Source organism: Kitasatospora sp. NPDC001660 (genome assembly GCF_053596725.1).
Window position 1 is genome coordinate 248,749 of record NZ_JBSFGU010000002.1, and the last position, 24,709, is coordinate 273,457.

General features: G+C 72.9%; 17 protein-coding genes. 8 read left to right on the forward strand and 9 right to left on the reverse strand.

Annotated elements, in window-relative coordinates:
* Positions 1–258 precede the first annotated feature (258 nt).
* The 3 genes from ACWCXH_RS03090 to ACWCXH_RS03100 form a co-directional block, all read right to left on the reverse strand.
* A complete protein-coding gene (locus tag ACWCXH_RS03090; protein ID WP_449799566.1) occupies positions 259–3,999 on the reverse strand; it encodes a multifunctional oxoglutarate decarboxylase/oxoglutarate dehydrogenase thiamine pyrophosphate-binding subunit/dihydrolipoyllysine-residue succinyltransferase subunit in 3,741 nt (1,246 codons plus the stop codon).
* A 333-nt stretch (positions 4,000–4,332) separates the two neighbouring features.
* Positions 4,333–5,463 carry a sensor histidine kinase gene (locus tag ACWCXH_RS03095; protein ID WP_449799567.1) on the reverse strand — a complete coding sequence of 377 codons (1,131 nt, stop codon included), beginning with the start codon at positions 5,461–5,463 and terminating at the stop codon, positions 4,333–4,335.
* A gap of 78 nt (positions 5,464–5,541) precedes the next feature.
* Positions 5,542–6,279: a response regulator transcription factor gene (locus tag ACWCXH_RS03100; protein ID WP_363653520.1), complete on the reverse strand. Its 738-nt coding sequence runs from the start codon at positions 6,277–6,279 to the stop codon at positions 5,542–5,544.
* A 576-nt stretch (positions 6,280–6,855) separates the two neighbouring features.
* Between ACWCXH_RS03100 and ACWCXH_RS03105 the strand changes: the two genes are divergently transcribed.
* The 4 genes from ACWCXH_RS03105 to ACWCXH_RS03120 all read left to right on the forward strand — a co-directional run bounded on the left by ACWCXH_RS03105 (position 6,856) and on the right by ACWCXH_RS03120 (position 12,236).
* On the forward strand, positions 6,856–7,665 hold the full coding sequence (locus ACWCXH_RS03105) for a rhomboid-like protein (RefSeq protein WP_449799568.1): 810 nt from the start codon (positions 6,856–6,858) through the stop codon (positions 7,663–7,665).
* A gap of 145 nt (positions 7,666–7,810) precedes the next feature.
* A complete protein-coding gene (gene lon, locus ACWCXH_RS03110) occupies positions 7,811–10,204 on the forward strand; it encodes an endopeptidase La (RefSeq protein ID WP_449799569.1) in 2,394 nt (797 codons plus the stop codon).
* A gap of 235 nt (positions 10,205–10,439) precedes the next feature.
* Positions 10,440–11,003: a GtrA family protein gene (locus ACWCXH_RS03115; protein WP_449799570.1), complete on the forward strand. Its 564-nt coding sequence runs from the start codon at positions 10,440–10,442 to the stop codon at positions 11,001–11,003.
* A gap of 15 nt (positions 11,004–11,018) precedes the next feature.
* Positions 11,019–12,236 carry an ROK family protein gene (locus ACWCXH_RS03120; protein WP_449799664.1) on the forward strand — a complete coding sequence of 406 codons (1,218 nt, stop codon included), beginning with the start codon at positions 11,019–11,021 and terminating at the stop codon, positions 12,234–12,236.
* Positions 12,237–12,306: 70 nt separating this feature from the next.
* Here ACWCXH_RS03120 and ACWCXH_RS03125 read toward each other — a convergent pair whose 3' ends face one another.
* Complete coding sequence (locus tag ACWCXH_RS03125) at positions 12,307–13,344, reverse strand: ABC transporter permease (protein WP_449799571.1); 1,038 nt, start codon at positions 13,342–13,344, stop codon at positions 12,307–12,309.
* 165 nt (positions 13,345–13,509) lie between these two features.
* Here ACWCXH_RS03125 and ACWCXH_RS03130 point away from each other — a divergent pair, with 165 nt between their 5' ends.
* Both ACWCXH_RS03130 and ACWCXH_RS03135 read left to right on the forward strand, forming a co-directional pair.
* Entirely contained in the window at positions 13,510–13,998 is a 489-nt protein-coding gene (locus tag ACWCXH_RS03130) for a MarR family winged helix-turn-helix transcriptional regulator (protein ID WP_449799572.1), read from the forward strand.
* Between the two features lie 100 nt (positions 13,999–14,098).
* Positions 14,099–15,649 carry an MDR family MFS transporter gene (locus tag ACWCXH_RS03135; RefSeq protein ID WP_449799573.1) on the forward strand — a complete coding sequence of 517 codons (1,551 nt, stop codon included), beginning with the start codon at positions 14,099–14,101 and terminating at the stop codon, positions 15,647–15,649.
* A 74-nt stretch (positions 15,650–15,723) separates the two neighbouring features.
* Here the strand turns inward: ACWCXH_RS03135 and ACWCXH_RS03140 are convergent, their stop codons facing one another.
* Together ACWCXH_RS03140 and ACWCXH_RS03145 are read right to left on the reverse strand one after the other, a co-directional pair.
* The gene (locus ACWCXH_RS03140) at positions 15,724–15,969 is read right to left on the reverse strand and encodes a hypothetical protein (protein ID WP_449799574.1); all 246 of its coding nucleotides are present in this window, start codon (positions 15,967–15,969) and stop codon (positions 15,724–15,726) included.
* A 26-nt stretch (positions 15,970–15,995) separates the two neighbouring features.
* Complete coding sequence (locus ACWCXH_RS03145; RefSeq protein WP_449799575.1) at positions 15,996–17,171, reverse strand: anion permease; 1,176 nt, start codon at positions 17,169–17,171, stop codon at positions 15,996–15,998.
* 347 nt (positions 17,172–17,518) lie between these two features.
* Between ACWCXH_RS03145 and ACWCXH_RS03150 the strand changes: the two genes are divergently transcribed.
* Positions 17,519–19,075 (forward strand): NlpC/P60 family protein, encoded by a 1,557-nt coding sequence (locus ACWCXH_RS03150; RefSeq protein ID WP_449799576.1) that lies wholly within the window; start codon positions 17,519–17,521, stop codon positions 19,073–19,075.
* 90 nt (positions 19,076–19,165) lie between these two features.
* On the opposite strand, the gene ACWCXH_RS03155 is transcribed toward ACWCXH_RS03150, so the two are convergent.
* The gene (locus tag ACWCXH_RS03155) at positions 19,166–21,451 is read right to left on the reverse strand and encodes an FdhF/YdeP family oxidoreductase (RefSeq protein ID WP_449799577.1); all 2,286 of its coding nucleotides are present in this window, start codon (positions 21,449–21,451) and stop codon (positions 19,166–19,168) included.
* 313 nt (positions 21,452–21,764) lie between these two features.
* Between ACWCXH_RS03155 and ACWCXH_RS03160 the strand changes: the two genes are divergently transcribed.
* Positions 21,765–23,003 (forward strand): protein kinase domain-containing protein, encoded by a 1,239-nt coding sequence (locus tag ACWCXH_RS03160; protein ID WP_449799578.1) that lies wholly within the window; start codon positions 21,765–21,767, stop codon positions 23,001–23,003.
* Here ACWCXH_RS03160 and ACWCXH_RS03165 read toward each other — a convergent pair.
* Positions 22,959–23,657: an MBL fold metallo-hydrolase gene (locus ACWCXH_RS03165; protein ID WP_449799579.1), complete on the reverse strand. Its 699-nt coding sequence runs from the start codon at positions 23,655–23,657 to the stop codon at positions 22,959–22,961. The genes ACWCXH_RS03160 and ACWCXH_RS03165 overlap by 45 nt on opposite strands.
* Positions 23,658–23,891: 234 nt before the next feature.
* The gene (locus ACWCXH_RS03170; RefSeq protein WP_449799665.1) at positions 23,892–24,650 is read right to left on the reverse strand and encodes a TetR/AcrR family transcriptional regulator; all 759 of its coding nucleotides are present in this window, start codon (positions 24,648–24,650) and stop codon (positions 23,892–23,894) included.
* Between the last annotated feature and the right edge of the window lie 59 nt (positions 24,651–24,709).

Here is a 24,709-nt window from a genome sequence, read left to right on the forward strand (position 1 = left end):
CGGTGATCCCCCTGGGAGAACGGTGAGGTCGTCCGACCGGCCCCGGGGTGCGGTGACGGGCACCGGGGGCAGCGGTCCGGCGAGGCATAACCTATCGATCCGTCAGGTGGGACGGCACGGCGGTGCGCGTTTGGTTGCAGAGCTGCGACCTTGGCATGGCACCGCGGTGAAACGGTTCTGCGGCAAACGAAGCGGCCCCCGTCCTCCCGAGGGGGAGGACGGGGGCCGACAGCGTCATGTCGCTGGGGCGTCAGGGCGTCAGATCGAGAAGACCTCTTCGATCAGGGCCTGCTGCTCGGCGGCGTGGCGCTTGGCCGAGCCGACCGCCGGGGACGAGGCCGCCGGACGGGCGACGCGGCGCAGGCGCGAGTCGCCCGCGCTGCGGCCGATGACGACCTGCAGGTGGTCGACCAGGTTCATCGCGATGAACGGCCAGGAACCCTGGTTGGCCGGCTCCTCCTGCGCCCAGATGAACTGGACGTTGTCGCCGTAGCGGGCCAGCTCCTCCTGGAGCTCGGCCACCGGCAGCGGGTAGAGCCGCTCGACCCGGACGATCGCCGTGTCGGTGACGCCGCGCTCGGCGCGCGCCGCCTCCAGGTCGTAGTAGAACTTGCCGGCGGTGATGACCACCTTGCGGACCTGCGCCGGGTCGACGGTGGTGTCGCCGATGACCGGGCGGAACGAGCCGGACAGGAACTCCTCGGTCGCACTGGCCGCGGCCTTCAGACGCAGCATCGACTTCGGGGTGAAGACGACCAGCGGCTTGTGGTGCGGGTTGTGCGCCTGCCAGCGCAGCAGGTGGAAGTAGTTCGACGGCAGGGTCGGCATGGCGACCGTCATGTTGTTCTGCGCGCACAGCTGCAGGAAGCGCTCCGGGCGGGCGGACGAGTGGTCCGGGCCCTGGCCCTCGTAGCCGTGCGGCAGCAGCAGGGTGACGCCGGAGTGCTGGCCCCACTTCTGCTCGGCGGAGGCGATGTACTCGTCCACCATGGTCTGCGCGCCGTTGACGAAGTCGCCGAACTGCGCCTCCCACATGACCAGCGCGTTCGGGCGGGTCAGCGAGTAGCCGTACTCGAAGCCCATGGCCGCGTACTCCGACAGCAGGCTGTCGTAAACGGTGTAGCGGGCCTGGTCCTCGGTGAGGTACTGCAGCGGGGTGTAGTCCTCGCCGGTCTTGCGGTCGATCAGGACGGCGTGCCGCTGGCCGAAGGTGCCGCGGCGGCTGTCCTGGCCGGCCAGGCGGACCGGGTGGCCCTCCATGAGCAGCGAGCCGATGGCGAGGGTCTCGCCCATCGCCCAGTCGATGGTGTTGTCCTCGACCGAGGCGGCGCGGCGCTGCAGCTGCGGCAGCAGGCGCGGGTGGACGGTCAGCCAGTCCGGGTGGTTGATCTGGGAGGCGGCGATCCGCTTGACCATCTCCTGGGAGATGCCGGTCCGGATGGAGACCGGGAAGTCGGCGACCGGCTTGCCGGCGCCGGCCGCGGCGGGCGCCTGGGCGGCGTCGCGGACCTCGGCGAAGACCTTCTCCAGCTGGCCCTGGAAGTCCTGGAGCGCCTGCTCCGCCTCTTCCATGGTGATGTCGCCGCGACCGATCAGGCCCTCGGTGTACAGCTTGCGCACCGAGCGCTTCTTGTCGATCAGGTCGTACATCAGCGGCTGGGTGAACGACGGGTTGTCGGCCTCGTTGTGACCGCGGCGGCGGTAGCAGATGAGGTCGATCACCACGTCCTTGTGGAACTCCTGGCGGAACTCGAAGGCGAGCCGCGCGACGCGGACCACGGCCTCCGGGTCGTCGCCGTTCACGTGGAAGATCGGGGCCTCGATCATGCGGGCCACGTCGGTGCAGTACATCGAGGAGCGGCTGCTGGCCGGGGCGGCGGTGAAGCCGACCTGGTTGTTCACCACGATGTGCACGGTGCCGCCGGTGCGGTAGCCGCGCAGCTGCGACATGTTCAGGGTCTCCGCGACGACGCCCTGGCCGGCGAAGGCCGCGTCGCCGTGGATCTGGATCGGCAGCACCGGGAAGGTGGTGCCGCCCTGGTCCAGGATGTCCTGCTTGGCGCGGGCGATGCCCTCGACGACCGGGTCCACGGCCTCCAGGTGGGAGGGGTTCGCGGCGAGCGAGACCTTGATGGTCTCGCCGTCCAGGCCGGTGAAGGTGCCCTCGGCGCCCAGGTGGTACTTGACGTCGCCGGAGCCGTGCATCGACTTCGGGTCGAGGTTGCCCTCGAACTCGCCGAAGATCTTGCCGTACGGCTTGCCGACGATGTTGGCCAGCACGTTCAGGCGGCCGCGGTGGGCCATGCCGATGACGGCCTCGTCGAGGCGGTGCTCGGCGGCGGAGTCGATGGTCGCGTCCAGCAGCGCGATCAGCGACTCACCGCCCTCCAGCGAGAAGCGCTTCTGCCCGACGTACTTGGTCTGCAGGAAGGTCTCGAAGGCCTCGGCCGAGTTCAGGCGGCGCAGGATCCGCAGCTGCTCCTCGCGCTCGGGCTTCGCGTACGGCTTCTCCAGGCGCTCCTGCAGCCACTTGCGCTGCTTCGGGTCCTGGATGTGCATGTACTCGATGCCGACGGTGCGGCAGTAGGTGTTGCGCAGCAGGCCGAGGATGTCGCGGAGCTTCATCATCTTCTGGCCGCCGAAGCCGCCGACCGCGAACTCGCGCTCCAGGTCCCACAGGGTGAGGCCGTGCTGGACGACGTCCAGGTCGGGGTGCTTGCGCTGCTTGTACTCCAGCGGGTCGGTGTCGGCCATCAGGTGGCCGCGGACCCGGTAGGAGTGGATCAGCTCCATGACGCGGGCGGTCTTGTTGACCTCGTCGTCGTGGGTGGTGGCGACGTCGGTGGCCCAGCGGACCGGCTCGTACGGGATCCGCAGCGACTCGAAGATCTCGTCGTAGAAGCCGTTCTCGCCGAGCAGCAGGCGGTGGATCTCGCGCAGGAACTCGCCGGACGCCGCGCCCTGGATGACGCGGTGGTCGTAGGTCGAGGTCAGCGTCATGATCTTGGAGACGCCCAGGCGGGCCAGGGTCTCCGGGGCGGAGCCCTGGAACTCGGCCGGGTACTCCATGGCGCCGACGCCGACGATGGTGCCCTGGTTCTGCATCAGGCGCGGCACGGAGTGCACGGTGCCGATGCCACCGGGGTTGGTCAGCGAGATCGTGACGCCGGTGAAGTCGTCCATGGTCAGCTTGTTGGCGCGGGCCCGGCGGACGATGTCCTCGTAGGCCTGCCAGAAGCCGAAGAAGTCGAGGGTCTCGGCCTTCTTGATGGCCGCGACGACGAGCTGGCGGTCGCCGTTGGGCTTGACCAGGTCGATGGCCAGGCCGAGGTTGACGTGCTCGGGCTTGACCAGGAAGGCCTTGCCGTCCTCCACCTTGTAGCTGTGGTTCATGCCCGGGGCGGCCTTGATGGCCTGGACCAGGGCGTAGCCGATCAGGTGGGTGAAGGAGACCTTGCCGCCGCGGGCGCGCTGCAGGTGGTTGTTGATGACGATGCGGTTGTCGATCAACAGCTTCGCCGGGACGGCGCGGACCGAGGTCGCGGTCGGCACTTCCAGCGAGGCGTCCATGTTCGAGGCGACGGCCTTCGCCGGGCCGCGCAGCTGGACCAGCTCCGGGCCGGTGGCCTCGGGAGCGGCGGGAGCGGCCGGGGCGGCGGCCTTGGGGGCCGGCGGCGCGGCGGGCGCGGCGGCGAGCGGCGCGGGGGCCGCCGCCGGGGCCGGGGTGGCCGGCGCGGCGGGGGCGGGTGCGGCCGGAGCAGCAGCGGGCGCGGGGGCAGCGGCAGGGGTCGGCGTGGGGCCGGCCTGGGTCGCGGCCTGGGTCACTGGGGTCACCTCGGAACCGGGCTTGTAGTCGGCGAAAAAGTCCCACCAGGCTCGGTCGACCGAGTTCGGGTCCTGGAGGTACTGCTGGTAGATCTCATCGACGAGCCACTCATTGGGGCCGAAGCCAGTGGAGCTTGCCGAGCTGTTGGGGGTTTCTTGGGACTGTGGCGACACGGCGGCAACCGCCCTCTTCCGCTTCCTTTTGGGATGTTTGGACAGCGGGGATTAAGGCTACGCCCCTGACCAGTGATCGCGCAGTCCCCGGGGCTCAGGCGTCGCCCAGATCACAGTCCTGACCTGCGGATTGGCCGAAAATATGCGTTAGAAACGCGCATCTGAGGGGAAGCGGCCAGGAGCGATCGGCCCCCATATCAGGGCGAAAACGGACAAAGCCCCGCTCGAACCTTCGAGCGATCTTCGTGTACGTCTGTGTCGGATCTGTGACACAAGCCCCAGTGTGCACCCCTCTGCGCACTCCCGCCGGGATTCCTGGACGATCGCACGAGCTCAGGGCTGCCCGGGCAGCCGGACCTCGATCCGGCAGCCGCGCGGCGACTCCGCGACCGCGATCCGCCCGCCGTGCAGGTCCACCGCCCAGCGGGCGATGGCCAGGCCCAGGCCGGTGCCGCCGTCGGAGCCCGGCCCCTGGGCGGTGGCGGTGCCGCTGCGGCTGAACCGCTCGAAGACCCGGCTGCGGTCGGCCGGCGGGATGCCCGGGCCCTCGTCCTCGACCTCCAGCAGCAGACCGCCGGGCTCGCCGTCGGGCCGCGCGCGCACCGTCACGGTGCCGCCGGGAGGGGAGTGCTTGCAGGCGTTGTCGACCAGGTTGGCGACCACCTGGTGGAGCCGTTCCGGGTCCGCCACACCGGTCAGGCCGGCCGGACTGACCTCCAGCGCGAGCCGGACGTCCCCGCGCCGGGAGAACGCCCCGCCCGCCGTCGCGCCGTCCACGGTGACGCCGCGCAGCACGCCGTCCAGGAACTCGCGCACCTCGAAGGGGCGGGCGTCGAGGTCGACCACGCCGTCGTCGATCTTGGAGAGGTCGAGCAGGTGGGTGACCAGGCGGCCGAGCCGCTCGGTCTGTTCCAGGGCCGCCTCCAGGGTCGCCGGATTGGGCTGCACGACGCCGTCGACCACGTTCTCCAGCACGGCGCGCAGCGCGGCGATGGGCGTGCGCAGCTCGTGCGAGACGTTGGCGACCAGTTCGCGCCGGTGCCGGTCGGCGGCCTCCAGGTCGGAGGCCATCTGGTTGAACGTGGCGGCCAGCTCGCCGATCTCGTCGCGCGAGTTCACCTCGACCCTTCGGCTGTAGTCGCCGGAGGCCATCGCGCGGGCGGCCGCGGTCATCTCGCGCAGGGGGGCGGTCAGCCCGTGCGCGAGGAACTGCATGAAGAGCAGCGACGCGATCATCGAGAAGATCATGATGATGCGGATCTGGGTCTCGGACTTCATCGCCACGACGACCATGCCGCTCGCGAGGAAGACGGAGACGATCACGAGCAGCGCGAGCTTGCCCTTGATCGACCGGACGGGGTCGAGCGGCCGGATGTCGGCCCAGACCCGGCGGGCGGCGCGGGCGGCGAAGGTCTGCGACCGCGTGCCGTCGGCGTCCCCGTTGCGTTGCTGTGGAAAGGTCATTGGTTCCCTGTGGGTCCCCCGCGTGTGCACGGCGGTTCGGGACACGGGCCCCCCGGAGGCCCGATGCCCGAGGCGCCGCTAGGAGAGCGGGGCCTCCAGCGCGTAGCCGACGCCGTGGACGGTGCGGATCCAGCTGGCGCCGATCTTCCGGCGCAGTGCCTTGACGTGGCTGTCGACGGTGCGGGTGCCGGACGCGTCGGTCCAGTCCCACACCTCGGCCAGCAGCTGCTCGCGGGTGAGCACGGCGCGCGGCTGAGCGGCCAGGCAGGCGAGCAGGTCGAACTCGGTCGGCGTCAGGTGGACGTCGCCGGAGGCGAGGCGCACCCGGCGCTGCACGTGGTCGATCTCCAGCTCGCCGAAGCGCAGCGAGCCGAGCGCGGGCGTGCGGGCGGCCTGCTGGGCGCGCTCGACGCGGCGCAGCAGCACGTTGACCCGGGCGGCCAGTTCGCGCATGGAGAAGGGCTTGGTCATGTAGTCGTCGGCACCGACGCCGAGGCCGACCAGCAGGTCCGTCTCGTCGTCGCGCGCGGTCAGCATCAGCACCGGCACCGGTCGCTGGGCCTGGATCCGGCGGCACACTTCGAGGCCGTCGAACCCGGGCAGCATGATGTCGAGGACGACCAGGTCCGGCTGCCAGGTGTGGAAGCCGTCGACCGCGCCGGGGCCGTCGTGGGCCACGGCGACCTTGAAGCCCTCCGCGCCCAGCCGGGCCGCGATCGACTCCGCGATCGTGGGCTCGTCCTCCACCACCAGCACTCTGCGCTGGCTGCTCACCGTGCCGCCGCTGTTGCTGCTGTCCTGCTGAATTTCTGTCACGGTCACGCCACCGCCCCCAGGGCTGCGGGCCGGCCACCTGTGGGGATGGCGGGGCTCCGCTTCGTAGTCTTGTTCCGTCGTGGATTGTGCCGGGTCCGCCGTCCCGTAGCCGTGCGCGGATCGGAGGGCGGAGGTCGGACACCCGCTTCTCCCGCGCACTTCGCAGCGTACGGACAGCGGCTGCCTCCCGGCAGGTGGACCGGACGTTTCCGGCCCGTTGGGCCGGTTGTCGGCCCGCTCTCGGACCCACTCACGAGTGGGCACGGGCCGATACCTTACCCGGCGTTTTTTCACTGCGTAACGGTACGTATGCAGTCGAGTTGATGCCAAGTCGCCGGTCAGGGCCGCTACTGACGGGTCAAGTGGAAGTAGGTCTGGACCAATAGCGGAATCCGACCGGACGGCCGGTCCGCCGGTCTTCACGGGCTTTTCTCAGCTGGCTCTCAGGACCGCGACGTAACGTGATCACGACAACGCCCTGCAGGAGGGATTCCGGGCGCGCGCCGGTACGTTGGTCCCCCCGGACGGGAGTCGCGGGCCGGGGTCGGTGGCTGCGGGGCGTGGAGCGGAGGCGGCATGGCTGGACTGCGGCGCGGTGGCGGGCCGGTGGAGCCGCGCCCAGGGTCGCGCGCGCCGTCGGCCGGGCCCCCGTACGGGATGCTCCGGCTCGGGCTGCGCGCCGGGGTGGCCGAGTGGCTGCTGGCCCGGGTGCCGACGCCCCGGCGCAACCCTTTCGCGCTCGGATATCTGGCCGTGGTGGGTGCCACCACGGCCTTTGCCAAACTCGCGGATCCGGATCTCGTCCTGCGGCTGCAGCAGGCCTCCAGTTCGGACGGCCACAATCTTTTGCACCACCCGATGCGAGCCCTGCTGCTCAGCGGTTTCTGGGTGGCCGGCGAGGTGTGGATGCCGTACCTGTGGGGATTCGCCTTCACCGTCGCGCCGCTGGAACGCCGGGTCGGCTCCCGGCGGGCGGCGGCGGTCTTCGCGATCGGGCACGTCACGGCCACGCTGCTGTCCCAGGTGGTGGTGATCACCGCCGTGGAGACCGGGCAGCTGGAGCCCGCGGCGATGGACTACCTCGACATCGGCGTCAGCTACGGCGTGCTGGTCAGTCTCGGCGCGCTCGCCGGACTGCTCTCCTGGCGCGGGCGGCTGCTGGCGCTGGGGGGTGCCGCGGTGCTGATCGCCGAGCAGATCGCCACCGAGAGCGACCTGGTCACCGCGGTGGGCCACCCGGCGGCGGTGCTCACCGGCGTGGCGCTGTGGCGCTGGCTGCGCCGCAGGCCCGGAGGCCGGCTGCACCTGCTGCGCGCGGAGGTGCCGGAGGCCGGTCCCGCGCCCGCGTCCGCGTCCGGCGGGGCCCCGGTCTTGGATGTCCGTTAACTCGTTCGGGGGTTTTTGACGACCTTCCGGCGACCCCCGCCGGCACCCCTTTTCCGTTCGCTCACGGCGAACACGGATCGGGGAACACGCGGCGCCCCGGAAGCCTTAGTCAGGTCGACTCAAGTTCACTGACTGGGGAGAGATCATGGCATCGACGTCCACACCGCTCACCCTGCCCGTGCTGCCGCTCGACGACGAGGTCGTCCTGCCGGGCATGGTGGTCCCGCTGGACCTGAAGGACACCGAGGTGCGCGCCGCGGTGGAGGCCGCCCGCGCGGCGGCCGGCGGCGGCAAGCCGCAGGTCCTGCTGGTCCCGCGGGTGGACGGCTCGTACGCGGCGGTCGGCACGCTCGCCACCGTCGAGCAGGTCGGCCGACTGGCGGACGGGGAGCCGGCCGCGCTGGTGCGCGCCGTGCGCCGGGTCCGGATCGGCGTCGGCACCACCGGGCCGGGCGCCGCCCTCTGGGTCGAGACCACGCCGTTCCGGGAGTCCTCGGTGGGCGTGCCGGTGGCCGGCCGGGCCGCCGAGCTGGTCAAGGAGTACAAGGCGCTGTCCACCCAGTGGCTGCGCAAGCGCGGCGCCTGGCAGATCGTCGACCGGGTGGCCCAGATCGAGGGCGTCGGCGAGCTCGCCGACAACATCGGCTACGCGCCCTTCGCCACCGCCGAGCAGAAGCTCAAGGTGCTGCTGGAGGCCGACCAGGTCGCCCGCCTGGAGTACGCGCTGACGCTGCTGCGCGACCACCTCGCCGAGGAGGAGGTCAACGACTCGATCCGCAAGGACGTCGAGGAGGGCGTGGCCAAGCAGCAGAAGGAGTTCCTGCTGCGCCGCCAGCTGGAGGCCGTCCGCAAGGAGCTGGCCGAGCTGAACGGCGACCCGGCCGACGAGGAGGGCGACTACCGCGCCCGGGTCGAGGCCGCCGACCTGCCGACGACGGTCCGCGAGGCGGCCCTGAAGGAGGTCGACAAGCTGGAGCGTTCATCCGACCAGTCCCCCGAGGGCTCGTGGATCCGCACCTGGCTGGACACCGTCCTGGAGCTGCCGTGGAACGAGCGCACCGAGGACGCGTACGACATCGCCGGCGCCCGTGCGGTGCTGGACGCGGACCACGCCGGTCTCGCCGACGTCAAGGACCGCATCGTCGAGTACCTCGCCGTGCGCAAGCGCCGGGCCGATCAGGGGCTCGGGCTGGTCGGCGGGCGCCGGGGAGGAGCGGTGCTGGCGCTGGTCGGCCCGCCCGGGGTCGGCAAGACCTCGCTCGGCGAGAGCGTGGCCCGCGCGATGGGCCGCACGTTCGTCCGGGTCGCGCTCGGCGGAGTCCGGGACGAGGCCGAGATCCGCGGCCACCGGCGCACCTACGTCGGCGCGCTGCCCGGCCGCCTCGTGCGGGCGATCAAGGAAGCCGGCTCGATGAACCCGGTCGTCCTGCTCGACGAGATCGACAAGGTCGGCTCCGACTACCGGGGCGACCCGGCCGCCGCCCTGCTGGAGGTGCTGGACCCGGCGCAGAACCACACCTTCCGGGACCACTACCTGGAGGTCGAGCTCGACCTGTCCGACGTCGTCTTCCTCGCCACCGCCAACGTGCTGGAGGCCATCCCCGAGCCGCTGCTCGACCGGATGGAGCTCGTCCGCCTCGACGGCTACACCGAGGACGAGAAGGTCGTCATCGCCCGCGACCACCTGCTCCCGCGCCAGCTGGAGCGGGCCGGGCTCGGCGGCGAGCAGGTCGGCGTCGACGAGTCGGCGCTGCGCAGGCTCGCCGGGGAGTACACCCGCGAGGCCGGCGTGCGGAACCTGGAACGCTCGATCGCCCGGGTGCTGCGCAAGATCGCCGCGCAGGCCGAGCTCGGCGAGCGCGACCTGCCCGCCACGATCGGCGCGGACGACCTGCGCGCCCTGATCGGCCGCCCGCACCACGTGCCGGAGGCCGCCCAGGAGCCGGCCGAGCGGCGCACCGCCGTCCCCGGCGTGGCCACCGGCCTCGCGGTGACCGGGGCCGGCGGCGACGTCCTCTACATCGAGGCCTCGCTCGCCGACGCCGAGACCGGCGGCACCGGGCTGACCCTGACCGGACAGCTGGGCGACGTCATGAAGGAGTCCGCGCACATCGCGCTCTCCTTCCTGCGCTCGCGCGGCGCCGAGCTGGAGCTGCCGGTCACCTCGCTGCGCGACCGCGGCGTGCACCTGCACGTCCCGGCCGGGGCCGTCCCCAAGGACGGGCCGAGCGCCGGCATCACCATGACCACCGCGCTCGCCTCGCTGCTCTCCGGCCGCAAGGTGCGCACGGACGTGGCGATGACGGGCGAGGTGTCGCTGACCGGGCGGGTGCTGCCGATCGGCGGGGTGAAGCAGAAGCTGCTCGCCGCCGACCGGGCCGGGGTCACCACGGTGATCATCCCCAAGCGCAACGAGGCCGACCTGGACGACGTCCCGGCCGAGGTGCTGGAGCGGCTCACCGTGCACCCGGTGTCGGACGTCCGGGAGGTGCTCACGCTGGCCCTCGAACCGGCCGAGGTGCTCGTCGCCGCCGCCTGACGCGGGTCCACGGCCCGGGCGGAGCAGTACGGCTGCTCCGCCCGGCGCCCATCGCAACCTCCGCCGGGTGGACCGCCCCGCCGGGTTCCTCGGCGGGGCTTCCGCTTCGGCGCGCTCCGGACGGTCGGCTCGATCGCACCCGGCGGAGTGGTCCACCAGGGCGCGACCGCCGGCGTCCTGAGGACTTCCGCCGAGTGATCCGGGGGGACGGCACGCCGCGTGCGAGACTGCCAAGATGCCGTCCCCCACTCAGCGCGTTCTGGCCCGGGTGCCGGCGAGGCTGCGCCCGTTCCTGGTGCGGCACCGCAGGCTGGTGAAGTTCCTGCTGGTGGGCGGCACCTGCTTCGTGCTCACCACGGTGATCAACTTCGAACTGAAGTTCACCGTCCTGGAGCACAAGCCGGTGGTCGCACTGACCATCGCGACCGTGATCGCCACCGTCGTCTCCTACGTGCTGAACCGCCGCTGGGCCTTCCGGGCCCAGGGGCAGCGGCGTGAGGCGGCGCTGTTCTTCCTGGTCAGCGCGGTGGCGATCGCCGTCAACGACGTGCCGCTGGCGATCTCGCGGTACGTCCTCGACCTGCGCGAGCCGTACGTCGGCTCCCTCACCCAGGAGGTCGCGGACTTCCTCAGCGGCATGATCGTCGGCACCTTCGTGGCGATGTTCTTCCGCTTCTGGGCGATGCAGCGCTGGGTGTTCACCCGCCTCGCCGAGCCCGTCGGCACGAGAGCGCAGCCGTCCCTCGAACCCGGTTACGCTGCACACGAGACGCCCCGGGAGACACCCAGGGCGAGGTGAGGCCGGGTGACCGCGATGCATGAGCCGGACGGTGTCCGGACCGGACCCGCCAGCCAGCAGGGCATGCGCCGGGCCAACCTGGCGCTGGTGATCGGCGTGATCGCGCGCGCCCCGCGCTCCCGCGCCGAGGTGGCCGCCGAGACCGGACTGACCAGGGCGGCGGTCTCCTCGCTCGCCGAGGAGCTGATCGCCGGCGGACTCGTGGTCGAGGAGGGCCCGGCCGCGCCGAGCGGCAAGGTCGGCCGGCCCGGCACCGCGCTCGGCCTCAACCCGCGCGGGCCCGGCGGCCTCGGCGCGGAGATCGGCGTCGAGCACCTCGGCGCCTGCGTGGTCGACCTGCGCGGCGAGGTCCGCGCCTGGCGCCGCCAGGAGATCCGCAACCGGGGCCGCTCGCCCGCCGCCGTCATGGCCGACCTCGCCGAACTGTTGCGCCGGGCCGTCGCCGACGCGGGCCTGCGCCCGGCCGCGCTCGAGCTCGCCGTGCCCGGGCTGGTCGGCACCTCCGGCGGGGTGCTCCAGAGGGCCGCCAACCTCGGCTGGCAGAACGTGCCGCTCGCCGCCGAGCTGCGCCTCGCGCTGCGCGCGGCCGGCTCGGAGGAGCTGGCGGAGCTCGCGATCGACGCGGACAACGAGGCCAACCTGGGCGGGCTCGCCGAACTCTGGCTGGGCGGCGGCCCGGACCACTTCCTGCACGTCTCCGCCGAGGCCGGCGTCGGCGCGGCGATCGTGATCGGCGGCCGGCTGCTGCGCGGTGCGCGCGGCTACGCGGGCGAGCTCGGCCATGTGCCGGTCCGCCCGGACGGGCCGCGCTGCGCATGCGGCGCGCACGGCTGCCTGGAGCAGTACGCGGGGGAGGCGGCCGTGCTGCGCGCGGCCGGGCTGGAGAGCATCCGCGGGGACTGGGTGGGGCTGCTCGCCGAGCGCGCCGAGGCCGGGGGCGAGGAGGTGCGCAAGGCGCTGGCCGGGGCCGGGTCGGCGCTCGGCATCGCGGCGTCGGGCGCGGTCAACCTGCTGGACCCGGCCGAGGTGGTGCTGGGCGGCGGCTACGCCCAGCTGGCTCCCTGGCTGCTGCCGGAGATGCGGGCCGAGCTGCGGGCCCGGGTGACCGTCCGCCCCTGGTCGGACGACCGGCTGACGGTCTCCCGGCTCGGGCGGCGCGGACCGCTGCTGGGTGCCGCCGTCGGGGTGGTGCGCGCCGTCCTGGCCGATCCGGGCCGGCTGGCGGGCGCCTGAGACGACCGTGCCCCCGGCACGGGGCCGGGGGCACGGGTTCCTGCCGACCGGGGCTCGGCCAGGCGGGGGCTCAGGCCTCCGCGACCAGCTCCCGGCCGCCGGAGCGCGGGCCGCGCACGACGGCGAGCAGGGCGACCGCCACGCCGATCACCGCCCACACGACGAGCACCAGGAGCGGCATCGCCAGGTTGGCCGACCCGAAGTAGGCGATCGACTTGGTCGCGGCGGTGCCGGCGCCGTTCGGGATCCACGAGCCGATCGCGCGCCAGAACGGCGGCATCATCGGCGCCGGGTAGACCCCGCCCGCGCTCGGGTTGCCGAGCACGACGAAGACCAGCACCGCGATGCCGATGCCGATGATGTCGAACAGGCACTGCAGCGCCATGGTGAACGCGCCGACCGTGAACACCACCAGGGCTCCCACCGCCGACAGGCTCGGGATCGAGCCGGGCAGCGCGTCCAGGACCGGACCGGCGATCAGGGTGCCGAAGACGCCGGCCGCGATCGAGTACAGCGCCATCGCGCCGAGCCGGATCAGCAGACGGTGGGTGTTGGCCGGCTTGGAGCCGGCGCTGATGCCGAGGATCGAGGCGACCAGGTAGCCGCCGACGCACCAGCCGATGACCAGGTAGAAGGCGGAAAGGCCGTTGGTGTCGCCCTTGGCGAGCGGAACGACGTCCTCGACCTTGAGGGTGCGGCCCTGGGCCTTCTCCAGTGCGGTCGTGATGGTCTCGGCGGCCTTGGCGGCGGACGTGCCGCGGGCGCCGCCGGTCAGCAGGGTGTCCTCGGTGCCGGCCGTGTTGAAGACCAGCGCGGCGTAGATCTTCTGGTCCTTGATCCGCTGGGTGGCGGTCTCGGCGTCCGGCGCCGTGACCGGCTTCACGGCGTCGTTCGGCACCGACTCCAGCGCGCCGACCAGCTTGGGGGCGACCTGCGGCGGGGCGACCACCGCGATCGACAGGTTGTGCGGGGCCGGCTTGTGCAGCGCCCCGACGTACGAGGTGATGAAGCCGAGCTGGAGCAGCAGTACGGCGATCACCATCAGCGCGGCGCGCGGCGTGACCGCTCCCTTCAGTTCGGCGACGAAACCCTGCCCCGGGGCGGCCATCCACATCTCCTTGGGTGTCGGGGGAAACCCCCGGTTTCGGGGGGAATCCTGCGGTTCGGGGGGAAACTGATACTTCGAGAGCCGATACTTCATACCATGAAGTAGTTGGCTTGTCGCACCTCGCGTGCCGCGTTCCGGCCAGGGCGGCTGCGGGATACTGGCGCGGTGAGTGCGGAGAGCGACGGGCAGGTGCCGGGCGGGCGAACACTGGACGAGGACGCGCTGTTGGCGGTCGACCGGGAGGTCGCGCTGATGTTCCGGCGCGGCCGGGCCAGAGTCGCCGAGCTGTCCCGCCGGGTGCACCCCGAGCTGGAGGGCATGGCCTACAGCATGCTCGGCTACATCGAGCAGGCGGGGCGGGTGCGGGTGACGGACGTCGGCGTGTACTTCGCGGTGGGCAAGGCCACGGTGAGCCGGCAGATCCGGGCGCTGGAGGAGCTGGGCCTGGTCGCCCGGGAGGCGGACCCGCTGGACCGGCGGGCCTCGTTCGTCTCGCTGACCGAGGACGGACGGCGGCGCTACCTCGCGGCCAGGGACGTCCGGATGCGGCGGGTGCGGGAGGTGCTGGGTGGTTGGTCCCAGGGGGACGTGGTCCGGTTCGCCGAGCTGCTGCACCGCTTCAACGACGTGATCGGGGAGCCCGCGGGGCAGTGAGCGCCGGGCCGGGGCCGGGCTTCGCTCCACCCGGAAGAAAGTTGCCTAAGTCAACCATCGGTCGTATGGTTGCTTAAGGCAACGAATTTTAAGGACCCGGATGACCGTGACCACCGAGGCCGCGACCGGCGCAGCCGCCGTCGACGACCGACCCATGACCCACCGGCAGGTGATGGAGGCGCTGTCCGGCCTGCTGCTCGGCCTCTTCGTGGCCGTGCTCTCGTCGACCGTCGTCTCCAACGCCCTGCCGCACATCCTCACCGACCTCCACGGCGGCCAGTCCGCCTACACCTGGGTGATCACCGCCGCGCTGCTCACCCTCACCGCCTCCACCCCGATCTGGGGCAAGCTGTCCGACCTCGCCAGCAAGAAGGTGCTGCTGCAGATCGCCCTGCTGATCTACATCGCCACCTCCGCCCTGGCCGGCCTCTCCCGGAACACCGGCGAGCTCATCGCCTGCCGCGCCCTGCAGGGCATCGGCGCCGGCGGTGTCGTCGCGCTCGGCCAGATATGCCTGGCCGCGATGGTCCCGCCGCGCGAACGCGGCCGGTACAGCGGCTACTTCGGTGCCGTGTTCGCCCTCGCCACGATCGGCGGCCCGCTCATCGGCGGCGTCATCGTCGACACCTCGTGGCTCGGCTGGCGCTGGTGCTTCTACGTCGGCATCCCGTTCGCGATCGCCGCGATCCTGGTGGTGCAGCGCACCCTCAAGCTGCCGGTGGTCAAGCGCAAGCCGAAGATCGACTACCTCGGCGCGCTGGCCATCACCGGTGCCGTCAGCCTGCTGATGGTCTGGATCACCCTGGCCGGCAAGAACTACGACTGGCTGTCCTGGCAGACCGCGGCCATGGTCGGCGGCGGCCTGCTGCTGGGCGCGCTCGCCGTCGTGATCGAGCGCCGCGCCGCCGAACCGATCATCCCGCCGGACCTCTTCCGCTTCCGCACCGTCACCCTGGCCGCGCTCGCCAGCGTGCTGGTCGGCGTCGGGATGTACGGCGCGACCACCTTCCTCAGCCAGTACTTCCAGCTGGCCCGTGCCAAGTCCCCGACCGTGGCGGGCCTGATGACCCTGCCGATGATCCTCGGCCTGGCGCTCTCCTCGACCGTCGCCGGCCGGCTGATCACCAAGTACGGCCGCTGGAAGGCCTACCTGGTCTCCGGTACGGCGCTGCTCGCGATCGGCTTCGGCCTGCTCGGCACCATGCGGGTCGACACCGACTACGGCCTGCTCTCGGTCTACATGGCGATCACCGGCATCGGGCTCGGCCTGACCATGCAGAACCTGGTGCTCGCGGTGCAGAACACGGTGCCCCGGGGCGAACTGGGCGCCGCCAGCTCGGTGGTCACGTTCTTCCGCACCATGGGCGGCGCGATGGGCGTCTCCGCGCTCGGCGCGCTGATGACCGACAAAGTCGGCCGCTACCTCGCCGAGAACCTGGCCGCCGCGCACATCCCGGCCGGGCACGCGGCGTCCGGCGGCGGCATCCCGGACCTGCACAAGCTGCCGGCCCCGATCGTCCCGCTGGTGACGGACGCGTTCGGGCACGGCGTCGGCACGGTGTTCCTGTGGGCCGCGCCGTTCGCGCTGGCGTCCTTCGTCACGGTGCTGTTCATCCGGGAGACGGCGCTGCGGACCACCCAGCAGAACTGACGCCTTTGGCACGGGGAAACCGAACGGGCCGGGAAGTGGGGATCCACTTCCCGGCCCGTTCGTGTGAGCGGCGGTTACTTCCCGGCGATCAGCACCAGGCCGTAGACGACGGCCGACGCGCAGACGGCGAAGCAGGCGTACGCGCCGGCCAGCGCCAGCCGGCCACCGCCGGCCTGGGCGGCCGCGCCCTCGCGGGCGCTCAGCGCGGCCTCGCGGCGGGACAGGGCCAGGATGCCGAGCGCGAAGACGGTGACCACGGCGACGGTGACGCCGAAGCTGACTCCGGCGGTCTGGGCCAGGGCGTTCCACTTGATGTGCATGGTGTGTGCTCCTCAGCCGGCGGCGCTCAGGCCGCGACCGTGGTCGAGGCGGTGGTGGGGGCGGCGTTCGCCGGGGTGACGTCGATCGGGGTGACGTCCTCGACGTCGTTGACGTTGTCCGCGCTGACCGGCTGGCGGCGGGAGATCAGCCACATGCCGCCCGAGCCGGCGACCAGCGCGGCGCCGACCAGCACGACGCCCCAGGTGCCCTGCCGGGCCAGCAGCGCGGCGCCGCCGGCGACCAGGGCGGCGGCCGGCAGGGTCAGGCCCCAGGTGTAGACCATGCGGCGGACCATGCTCCAGCGCAGCTCCGGCTTCGGGCCGCCGAGGCCGGCGCCCATGATGCCGCCGGTGCAGACCTGGGTGGTGGAGAGGCCGAAGCCCATGTGCGACGAGGTGAGGATGACGGTCGAGACAGCCGACTCGGAGGCGAAGCCCTGCCGCGGCTGGATGTCCGCCAGGCCCTTGCCCATCGAGCGGATGATCCGCCAGCCGCCCATGTAGGTGCCGAGCGCGATCGCGGCGCCCGCCGAGACGATCACCCAGGTGGGGGGCAGCGCACCCTTCGGCAGGGCGCCGACCGAGACCAGGGTCAGGGTGATGATGCCCATCGTCTTCTGGGCGTCGTTGGTGCCGTGCGCGAGCGAGATCAGCGAGGACGAGAAGATCTGGCCGGTCTTGAAGCCCTTGGCGGTGGCCGCCTCGTTGCTCTTGCGGGTGATCGCGTACGCCAGCTTGGTGGCGCCCCAGGAGGCCAGGCCCGCGACGAGCGGGGAGGCGACCGCCGGGATGATGATCTTGGAGAGCACGGTGTCGAAGTTGACGCCGTTCATGCCGACGCCCACGATCGTGGCGCCGATCAGGCCGCCGTACAGGGCGTGCGAGGAGCTGGACGGCAGACCGCGCAGCCAGGTCAGCAGGTTCCACAGGATCGCGCCGGCCAGCGCGGCGAAGATGACCTCGGGGTGGATGCCGGCCTTCTCGTTGACGATGCCGCCGGAGATGGTGGTGGCGACCTTCACGGACAGGAACGCGCCCGCGAAGTTGAGGGCGGCCGCGATGGTGACCGCGACCTTCGGCCGGAGGGCTCCTGTCGCGATCGCGGTGGCGGACGCGTTCGCGGTGTCGTGGAACCCGTTGGTGAAGTCGAAGGCGAGCGCCGTGATGATCACAACGGCTACCAGGAACGAGATGTGTTCCATACCCAAACAATCGTCGTAGTTGTCGCACGGACGTTGGTGTCGAACGTGACCGTAAGCAGGTTTGGTAAACGGAAGGTGAACTGAGCCGGGAATCGTGGTTCCGATGGTGTCCTGACGATGTCCGGAAACTTTCGGCGGGGTGGCGTCGGTCGCGCTGAGCTGGACCTTAGCGAAGAACGCCCCGGTTCGCTCCGTTTTGCTGAGACCTGTCTCACAGCCGAACGGCGCCGTGAACGGAGAATTCACCTCCCGGTCCTGGCGCGCTCTGTTTCCGCCGGGTAACCCATGGGAGGATCGCCCAGGATCCGGGGAACCCGGGGGACGGGCAGGGCAGGGGAGGAACACCCATGGGCGGGGAATCGCGGCGCGGCGAGACGGCAGGCGGACGACCCTGGGTGCGGGCCGCCCTGCGCTGCGGAGCCGTCCTGGCCGCCGCCGCGCTGGCGCTCCCGCTCGCGACCGGTGCGGCGTACGCCGCCCCTGACCCCGGCACGCCCGGCGTGACGGCGCCCACCGCGAGCCCCGGGGACGACCCGCTCGCCGCCGCCAAGGCCACCCTCGGGCCGCTGCTCGACCAGCTGCACGCGCTCTACCAGAGCGCCGAGGCCGCCACCGAGCAGTACAACGGCGCGGTCGCCAAGGTCGCCGAGCAGCAGACCGCCCTCACCGACCTGCAGAACCGCCTCGACCGCCAGCAGAAGCAGGTCGACGCCGGCACCGACATCGCCGCGCAGCTCGCCGCCGCCCAGTACCGCAACGGCGCCACCTCGGCCTACGCCGAGCTCCTGCTCTCCAAGGACCCGTACGAGGCCGTCACCATCGCCGAGCTGCTCGCCACCGCCAGCCGCTCGCAGTCCGAGTTCCTCGACCGGCTCAAGGCCGACCGCGACGAGCTCGCCGGGCTGACGAAGCAGACCGAGGACGCCCTCAGGACCTCCCAGACGCTCGTCGCCCAGCAGGAGGCGGCCAAGGCCAAGGTCGCCACCGACCTCGCCGCCGTCGAGCAGCTGGTCTCCTCGCTCACCGGCGCCCAGCGCGCCGAGCTGGAGAAGCTGGAGAAGGCCAAGGCCGACGAGGCCCAGCTCGCCTTCCTCGCCACCGGAGCCCTCGGCCAGGGCGAGCGCACGCCCTCGCTGGCCGGGCGCGGGGCGGTCGCGTTCGCGCTGGCCCAGCTGGGCAGGCCGTACCTGTGGGGCGGCATCGGCCCGGACTCGTACGACTGCTCCGGCCTCACCTCGCAGGCCTGGCTGCACGCCGGCAAGCCGATCCCGCGCACCAGCCAGGAGCAGTGGGCCCAGCTCCCGCACATCCCGCTGAACCAGATCCGGCCGGGCGACCTCGTCGTGTACTTCGAGGGCGCCACGCACGTCGCGATGTACATCGGCGGCGGGCTGATCGTGCAGGCGCCGCGGCCGGGCGCGGTGATCAAGGTCTCGCCGATCGGCTCGATGCCGATCCTCGGCGCCGTCCGGCCCGACCCGTCCGGCGCGGCCGACGACGCCGGCGGCGCCTGGAAGGTGCCCGGCCTCCCGGCCGGCTGGGACACCGTCACGCCGATCGCCCCGACCCCGGCCGAGCAGCGGCCGCCGGTCCAGGCCCCGGTCCCGGCCCCGGTCCCGGGCACGCCCGCCCCGGCCCCGGGCACCCCCTCGACCACACCCGGCACGCCGTCGACCACCTCGGGCACGCCCACCGGTACGGGAACGGGCACTCCGGGCGGGACGCCGTCGGGGACGGGCACGCCGACCGGCACGCCCACACCCACGGGGACGCCGACGGGCACGGGCACGCCGACTCCCACCGGCACCGGGACTCCGGCGCCGACGGGCACGGGCACGCCGACCGCCTCGGCGCCGGGCAGCGCCACGGCGACGCTGCCGATCATCGGCGGTCTGCTGCCCTGACCCTGGCCCTGACGCCGCGCGCTGCGCGCCTCGCGACGAAGGCCGCCCGACGTCCGGTGACGTGGGGCGGCCTTCGCGGTGGTGGGCGCGTCAGTCCGCCGAGCCGCTGTCCGGCTCGAAGCGGATGACGACCGCCTTCGACGTGGGGGTGTTGCTGATGTCGGCGGTGGAGTCGAGCGGGACCAGCACGTTCGTCTCGGGGTAGTAGGCCGCCGCCCCGCCGCGGGCCACCGGGTAGTGGACCACCCTGAAGTGCGGGGCCCGGCGTTTGACGCCGTCCTCCCACTCGCTCACCAGATCGACGAACGCGCCCTCGGCCAGGCCGAGTTCGGCGGCGTCGGCCGGGTTCACCAGTACCACCCGGCGGCCGCCCTTGATGCCGCGGTAGCGGTCGTCGAGGCCGTAGACCGTGGTGTTGTACTGGTCGTGCGAGCGCAGCGTCTGCAGCAGCAGGCGACCCGCCGGGACCTCGGGGGCGGTCAGCGGGTTGACGGTGAAGTTGGCCTTGCCGGTGGCGGTGGGGAAGGTGCGGGAGTCGCGCGGGCCGTGCGGGAGGGTGAAACCGCCGGGGCGGCGCACCTTCTCGTTGTAGTCCTCGAAACCGGGGACGACCCGGGCGATCCGGGCCCGCAGGGTGTCGTAGTCGCCGGCGAAGTCCTCCCACGGCACGGTGTCCTCGGGGCCGAGGACGGTCCGGGCGAGGCGGCAGATGATGGCCGTCTCGGAGAGCAGGCCGGGCGCCGGCGGCCGCAGGCCGCCGCGGGAGGCGTGCACCTGGCCCATCGAGTCCTCGACGCTGACGAACTGGGCGCCGTACGCGGTGACGTCCCGGTCGGTGCGGCCGAGCGTCGGCAGGATCAGCGCGCGGGCGCCGGTGACCACGTGCGAGCGGTTGAGCTTGGTCGAGACGTGCACCGTCAGCCGGCAGCGCCGCATCGCGGCCTCGGTGACCTCGGTGTCGGGGGAGGCCGCGACGAAGTTGCCGCCCATCGCGAAGAACACCCCGACCCTGCCGTCCCGCATCGCGCGGATCGTGTCCACCGAGTCGAGGCCGTGCTCGCGCGGCGGCTCGAAGGCGAACTCCTTGCCCAGCGCGTCGAGGAAGGCCTTGCCGGGCCGCTCGAAGATGCCCATCGTCCGGTCGCCCTGCACGTTGCTGTGCCCGCGCACCGGGCAGACGCCGGCGCCCGGGCGGCCGACGTTGCCGCGCAGGAGGAGGAAGTTGACCACCTCGCGGATGGTGGGGACGGCGTGCTTGTGCTGGGTGAGGCCCATCGCCCAGCAGACGATGATCTTCTCGGACGCCAGCGCCAGGCGGGCCAGCTCCTCGATCTGCTCCCACGGCAGGCCGGTCGCGGCCAGCACCTCGTCCCGGTCCGTCCCGCGGGCCTGGGCCTCGAACTCCTCGAAGCCGTGGCAGTGCTCGGCGACGAAGGCGTGGTCGACGCCGTCCCGCTCCAGGACGATCCGGTTGAGCGCGCGGAACAGCGCGAGGTCGCCGCCGGGGCGGATCTGCAGGAACAGGTCGGTCAGCTTGGTGCCGTGGCCGACCAGGCCGCGGGCGTGCTGCGGGTTCTTGAACCGCTCCAGGCCGGCCTCCGGCAGCGGGTTGACGCTGACGATCGTGGCGCCGGCCCGCTTGGCGCGCTCCAGGGCGGAGAGCATCCGGGGGTGGTTGGTGCCCGGGTTCTGACCGGCCACGATGATCAGGTCGGCCTGGTAGAGGTCCTTGAGGCTCACACTGCCCTTGCCGACACCGAGCGTCTCGGTGAGCGCCGAACCGGACGACTCGTGGCACATGTTGGAGCAGTCCGGCAGATTGTTGGTGCCGAGCCGGCGGGCGAACAGCTGGTAGGCGAAGGCGGCCTCGTTGCTGGTGCGGCCGGAGGTGTAGAAGGCGGCACCGTTCGGGGTCTCCAGGGCCCGCAGCTCCTCGGCGATCAGCGCGAAGGCGTCGTCCCAGGAGACCGGGGTGTAGTGGGTCGCCCCCTCGTTCAGCAGCATCGGCTGGGTGAGGCGGCCCTGCTGGCCGAGCCAGTAGCCGGAGCGCTCGGCGAGGTCGGCGACCGGGTGCGCGGCGAAGAACTCGGCGCGGATCCGGCGCTCGGTGGCCTCCTCGGCGACGGCCTTGGCGCCGTTCTCGCAGAACTCGGCGGTGTGGGTCTTGTCCGGCTCGGGCCAGGCGCAGCCCGGGCAGTCGAAGCCGTTCGGCTGGTTCACCTTGAGGAGGGTGGCGAGGGTGCGGCGGGCGCCCATCTGCTCGGCGGCCATGCGCAGGCTGTGGCCGACGGCGGGCAGACCGGCGGCCGCGTGCTGCGGCGCGGACACCTCGGGGGCGTCCTGCCCGGGGTCGCTCTGCGGGGCCTGCTTGGGCATGACTGCGCTCCTCGGCTCTGCTCGTTCGAGCCGCCGCACCGTCGCGGAGCTCGGGCCCATCCTTCCACCTGGGGGAAGGGGGTGGGGAGGGGAGCCGCGTGGGAAGGCGACCGCGCGGAGGCTCGTGCGGGGGCCGGGGGCGGTGCGGCGCGGGTGCGGGGCGCCGCCCAGCCTCGCGAACGAGGCCGTGCCGAGATTCGGGATCAACCCGCCCGGGCCGCCGAAGACCCCGTCCCGATCCGTTCACCCGCTGGTCCTCCCCCGCCGCTATGGTGGTCCGCCCGGCGGCGAACGCCGGGCGGAGGAAGCGGACTTGGGGGAACGCATGCGGGCGGGGGACCTGATCGGCGGCCGCTACCGGCTGAAGGCGCTGCTCGGCAGGGGCGGCTTCGGCTCGGTCTGGCTGGCCGCCGACGAGCTGCTGGGCCGCGACGTCGCGCTCAAGGTGCTGCTCGAGGAGCACGCGGCCGACCAGGAGACCGTCAGGCGGTTCATCCGCGAGGCCCGGACGGTCGGCGGGCTCGCCAGCCCGCACATCGTGACGGTGCACGACTTCGGCCGGGTGCCGACCGGCTCCGGGGAGACCCACTACATCGTCATGGAGCTGGTCCGGGGCCGCTCGCTGGCCGAGATCCTCAAGGACGGCGTGCCGGACCCGGTCGACGCCCTGCGCTGGACGCGCCACGTGTGCCGGGCGCTCGACGCCGCGCACCGCGAGGGCGTCGTCCACCGGGACATCAAGCCCGAGAACGTCATGATCGCGAGCAACACCGGCAAGGCCAAGGTGCTCGACTTCGGCATCGCCCGCCTGCTCACCCAGAGCGCCGTGCTCACCTCCACCGGCAACATCGTCGGCACCGTGCCCTACCTGGCCCCCGAGTGCTGGTCCGGCGCCGGGGCGGACAGCCGGGCCGACCTCTACGCGCTCGGCGTCATGCTGTACGAACTGTGCACCGGCCGAAGGCCGTTCCGCGCCGCCTCGGCCGCCGAGTACATGTACAAGCACCTGGAGGAGACCCCGGCCAGGGTCCGCACCACCGACCCGGCGCTCGGCGAGCTCATCGCCCGGCTGCTCGCCAAGGACCCCGCCGACCGGCCCGCCGACGCCGCCGAGGTGCACCGCCGGCTGCGCGAGGTGCGGCCCGGCGTGCTCGGCCACGACGACCCCGGCCCCGAGGAGCTGCGCCGGCGCGCCGACCAGGCCTGGCGGCTCGGGGCGGACGGTGCGCCCGGGGAGGCCGTCGCCGTGCTGCCCGGGATCATCCGCGACCTCGCCCGGATCTGCGGCCCGGCCGACCCCCGCACTCTGCGCACCTGCCACGACCTGGCGATCTGGCTGGCGCGCGACGGCAGCCGGGGCACCGCCGTCGCACTGCTGCGCGAGCTCGCCCCGGCCCTCGCGGACGCCCCGGACGCCCGGGCCGACGCGCTGCGCGACCTCGACCGCTGGCAAAGCGAGATCGCCGTCGAGGGCCCGGGCGCGGCGGCGGCCGTCGAAGGCCGGCCGCTAACCCTCGGCGGTCTGCTCGGCGGCGGCCCGCAGCGCGGCTGAGGCGCCCTCGGCGATCGGGTCGCCGTGCCCGAACACGGCCGTGGTGACGGGAAGTCCGGTGATCCGGAGGAAGGAGGTCCGGGCCCGGGCGGGGTCGGTGTGGAACACCCCGAGCCTGGTGTGCCCCTCGACGTTGGAGGCGATGTCCCCGGTGAACAGCACCCCGGGACCGGGCAGGTGCAGCGCGATGCTGCCGTCGGTGTGCCCGGGTGTGTGGACGACCACCGCGCCGCCGCCGAGGTCCAGCACGTCGCCGTCCTCGACCTCGCGGTGCACCGGGCACGGCTCGGCGGGCGGTATCGGCGGCAGCCCGGCCCACAACTGCTCCTCGAACGGGCTGAGCACCGGTGGCTCCGGCGCCCGCTCGCCGCGGATCACGGGTGCGTCCAGCCGGTGCGCGACCACCTCGGCGCCCCAGCGCCGGGCCAGCTCGGCGGCGGAGCCGACGTGGTCGGGGTGGTGGTGGGTCAGGACGATGAACCGCAGGCCCGCCGGGTCCAGCCCGGCCGCCCCGATCCCCGCCTCGATCGCGTCCGCCGACCCGCCGACCCCGGTGTCGACCAGCGTCAGCCCGTCGTCGTCCCGCCACAGGTAGGCGGTCCCGAAGTCCAGGGCGATCATGTGCAACTCGGCTCGTACGCGCGTGATCTGCATGCCCGGATCCTGCGCGCCCCCGACCCCTGCCATGCCCCCGTTCGCCCACAGCGTGCCCTCGTTCGCCCACGGCGGAGACACCGCGCCCCGCAGCACCTCGTCGTACGGGCCGACCACGGTGGAGCATCGAGATCGAGGGTCTCGGCCGCCAGCGCCAGGTGCTCGGCAAGGCCTGAGCACCCGCTGCCCGACCCCAGGCACGGGGGTCGGGAGGCCGCGCGGCGCCGGGCGCGTCTACCGCGCCACCGCCAGCACCGCCCGCAGCCGCTCCGCCCGCGGCGCGTCCGGCCCCTCCAGCGCGAGCAGCGCCGCCAGTACCTCCGCCGTCTGCGGGTCGTGCAGCGCCGTCGCCGCCGCCATCGCCGTGAACTGGTCCACCAGCCAGTCGCGCAGCTCGGCCACCGGCAGCGCGCGCCCCTCGTCCAGCCAGCTGAGCGAGGCCCCCTCGACCACCGCGATCCACGACCGCACCAGCAGCGTCAGCCGCGGGCCCGCCTCCCGGACGCCGAGGTGCCGCAGCGTGCGCCGCAGCGCGGCCCGCCGGACGTCGTCGACAATCGCCGAGGTGCGGGCCGTCTCCACCACCGATCCGCCGCGCAGCAGCGCCGAGTAGCCGGCGTCGTGCTCGGCGACGAACGCGAAGTAGCCGTCCAGGACGGCCGACAGCTGGTCGGACGGCGTGCCGGTGAGCGGGACGGCGAACCGGCTGGTCAGCTCGTCCGCGGCGGTGCGCAGCGCGGCCTCGTAGAGCTGCTGCTTGCCGCCCGCGAAGTAGCGGTAGACGAGCGGCCGGGAGGCTCCGGCGGCCTCGGCGACGTCGTCCAGGCTGACCTCCTCGGGTGCCCTGGAGGCGAACAACTCCAGGGCCACCGCGATCAGTTGATCGCGCCGCTGCTGCACCGGCAGCCGTCGGTAGCCGGCTCGGCGCGGCCGGGGGTCGGGGGCGGCCGGGGGGTTCGCCGGGCCGGATGCGGGGGCGGGGCGGGCATCCATGGCGGTCATGGCGGCCAGCGTAATGGGCGTCGGGCCGATCGGATGCTGTCGCGCGGCAA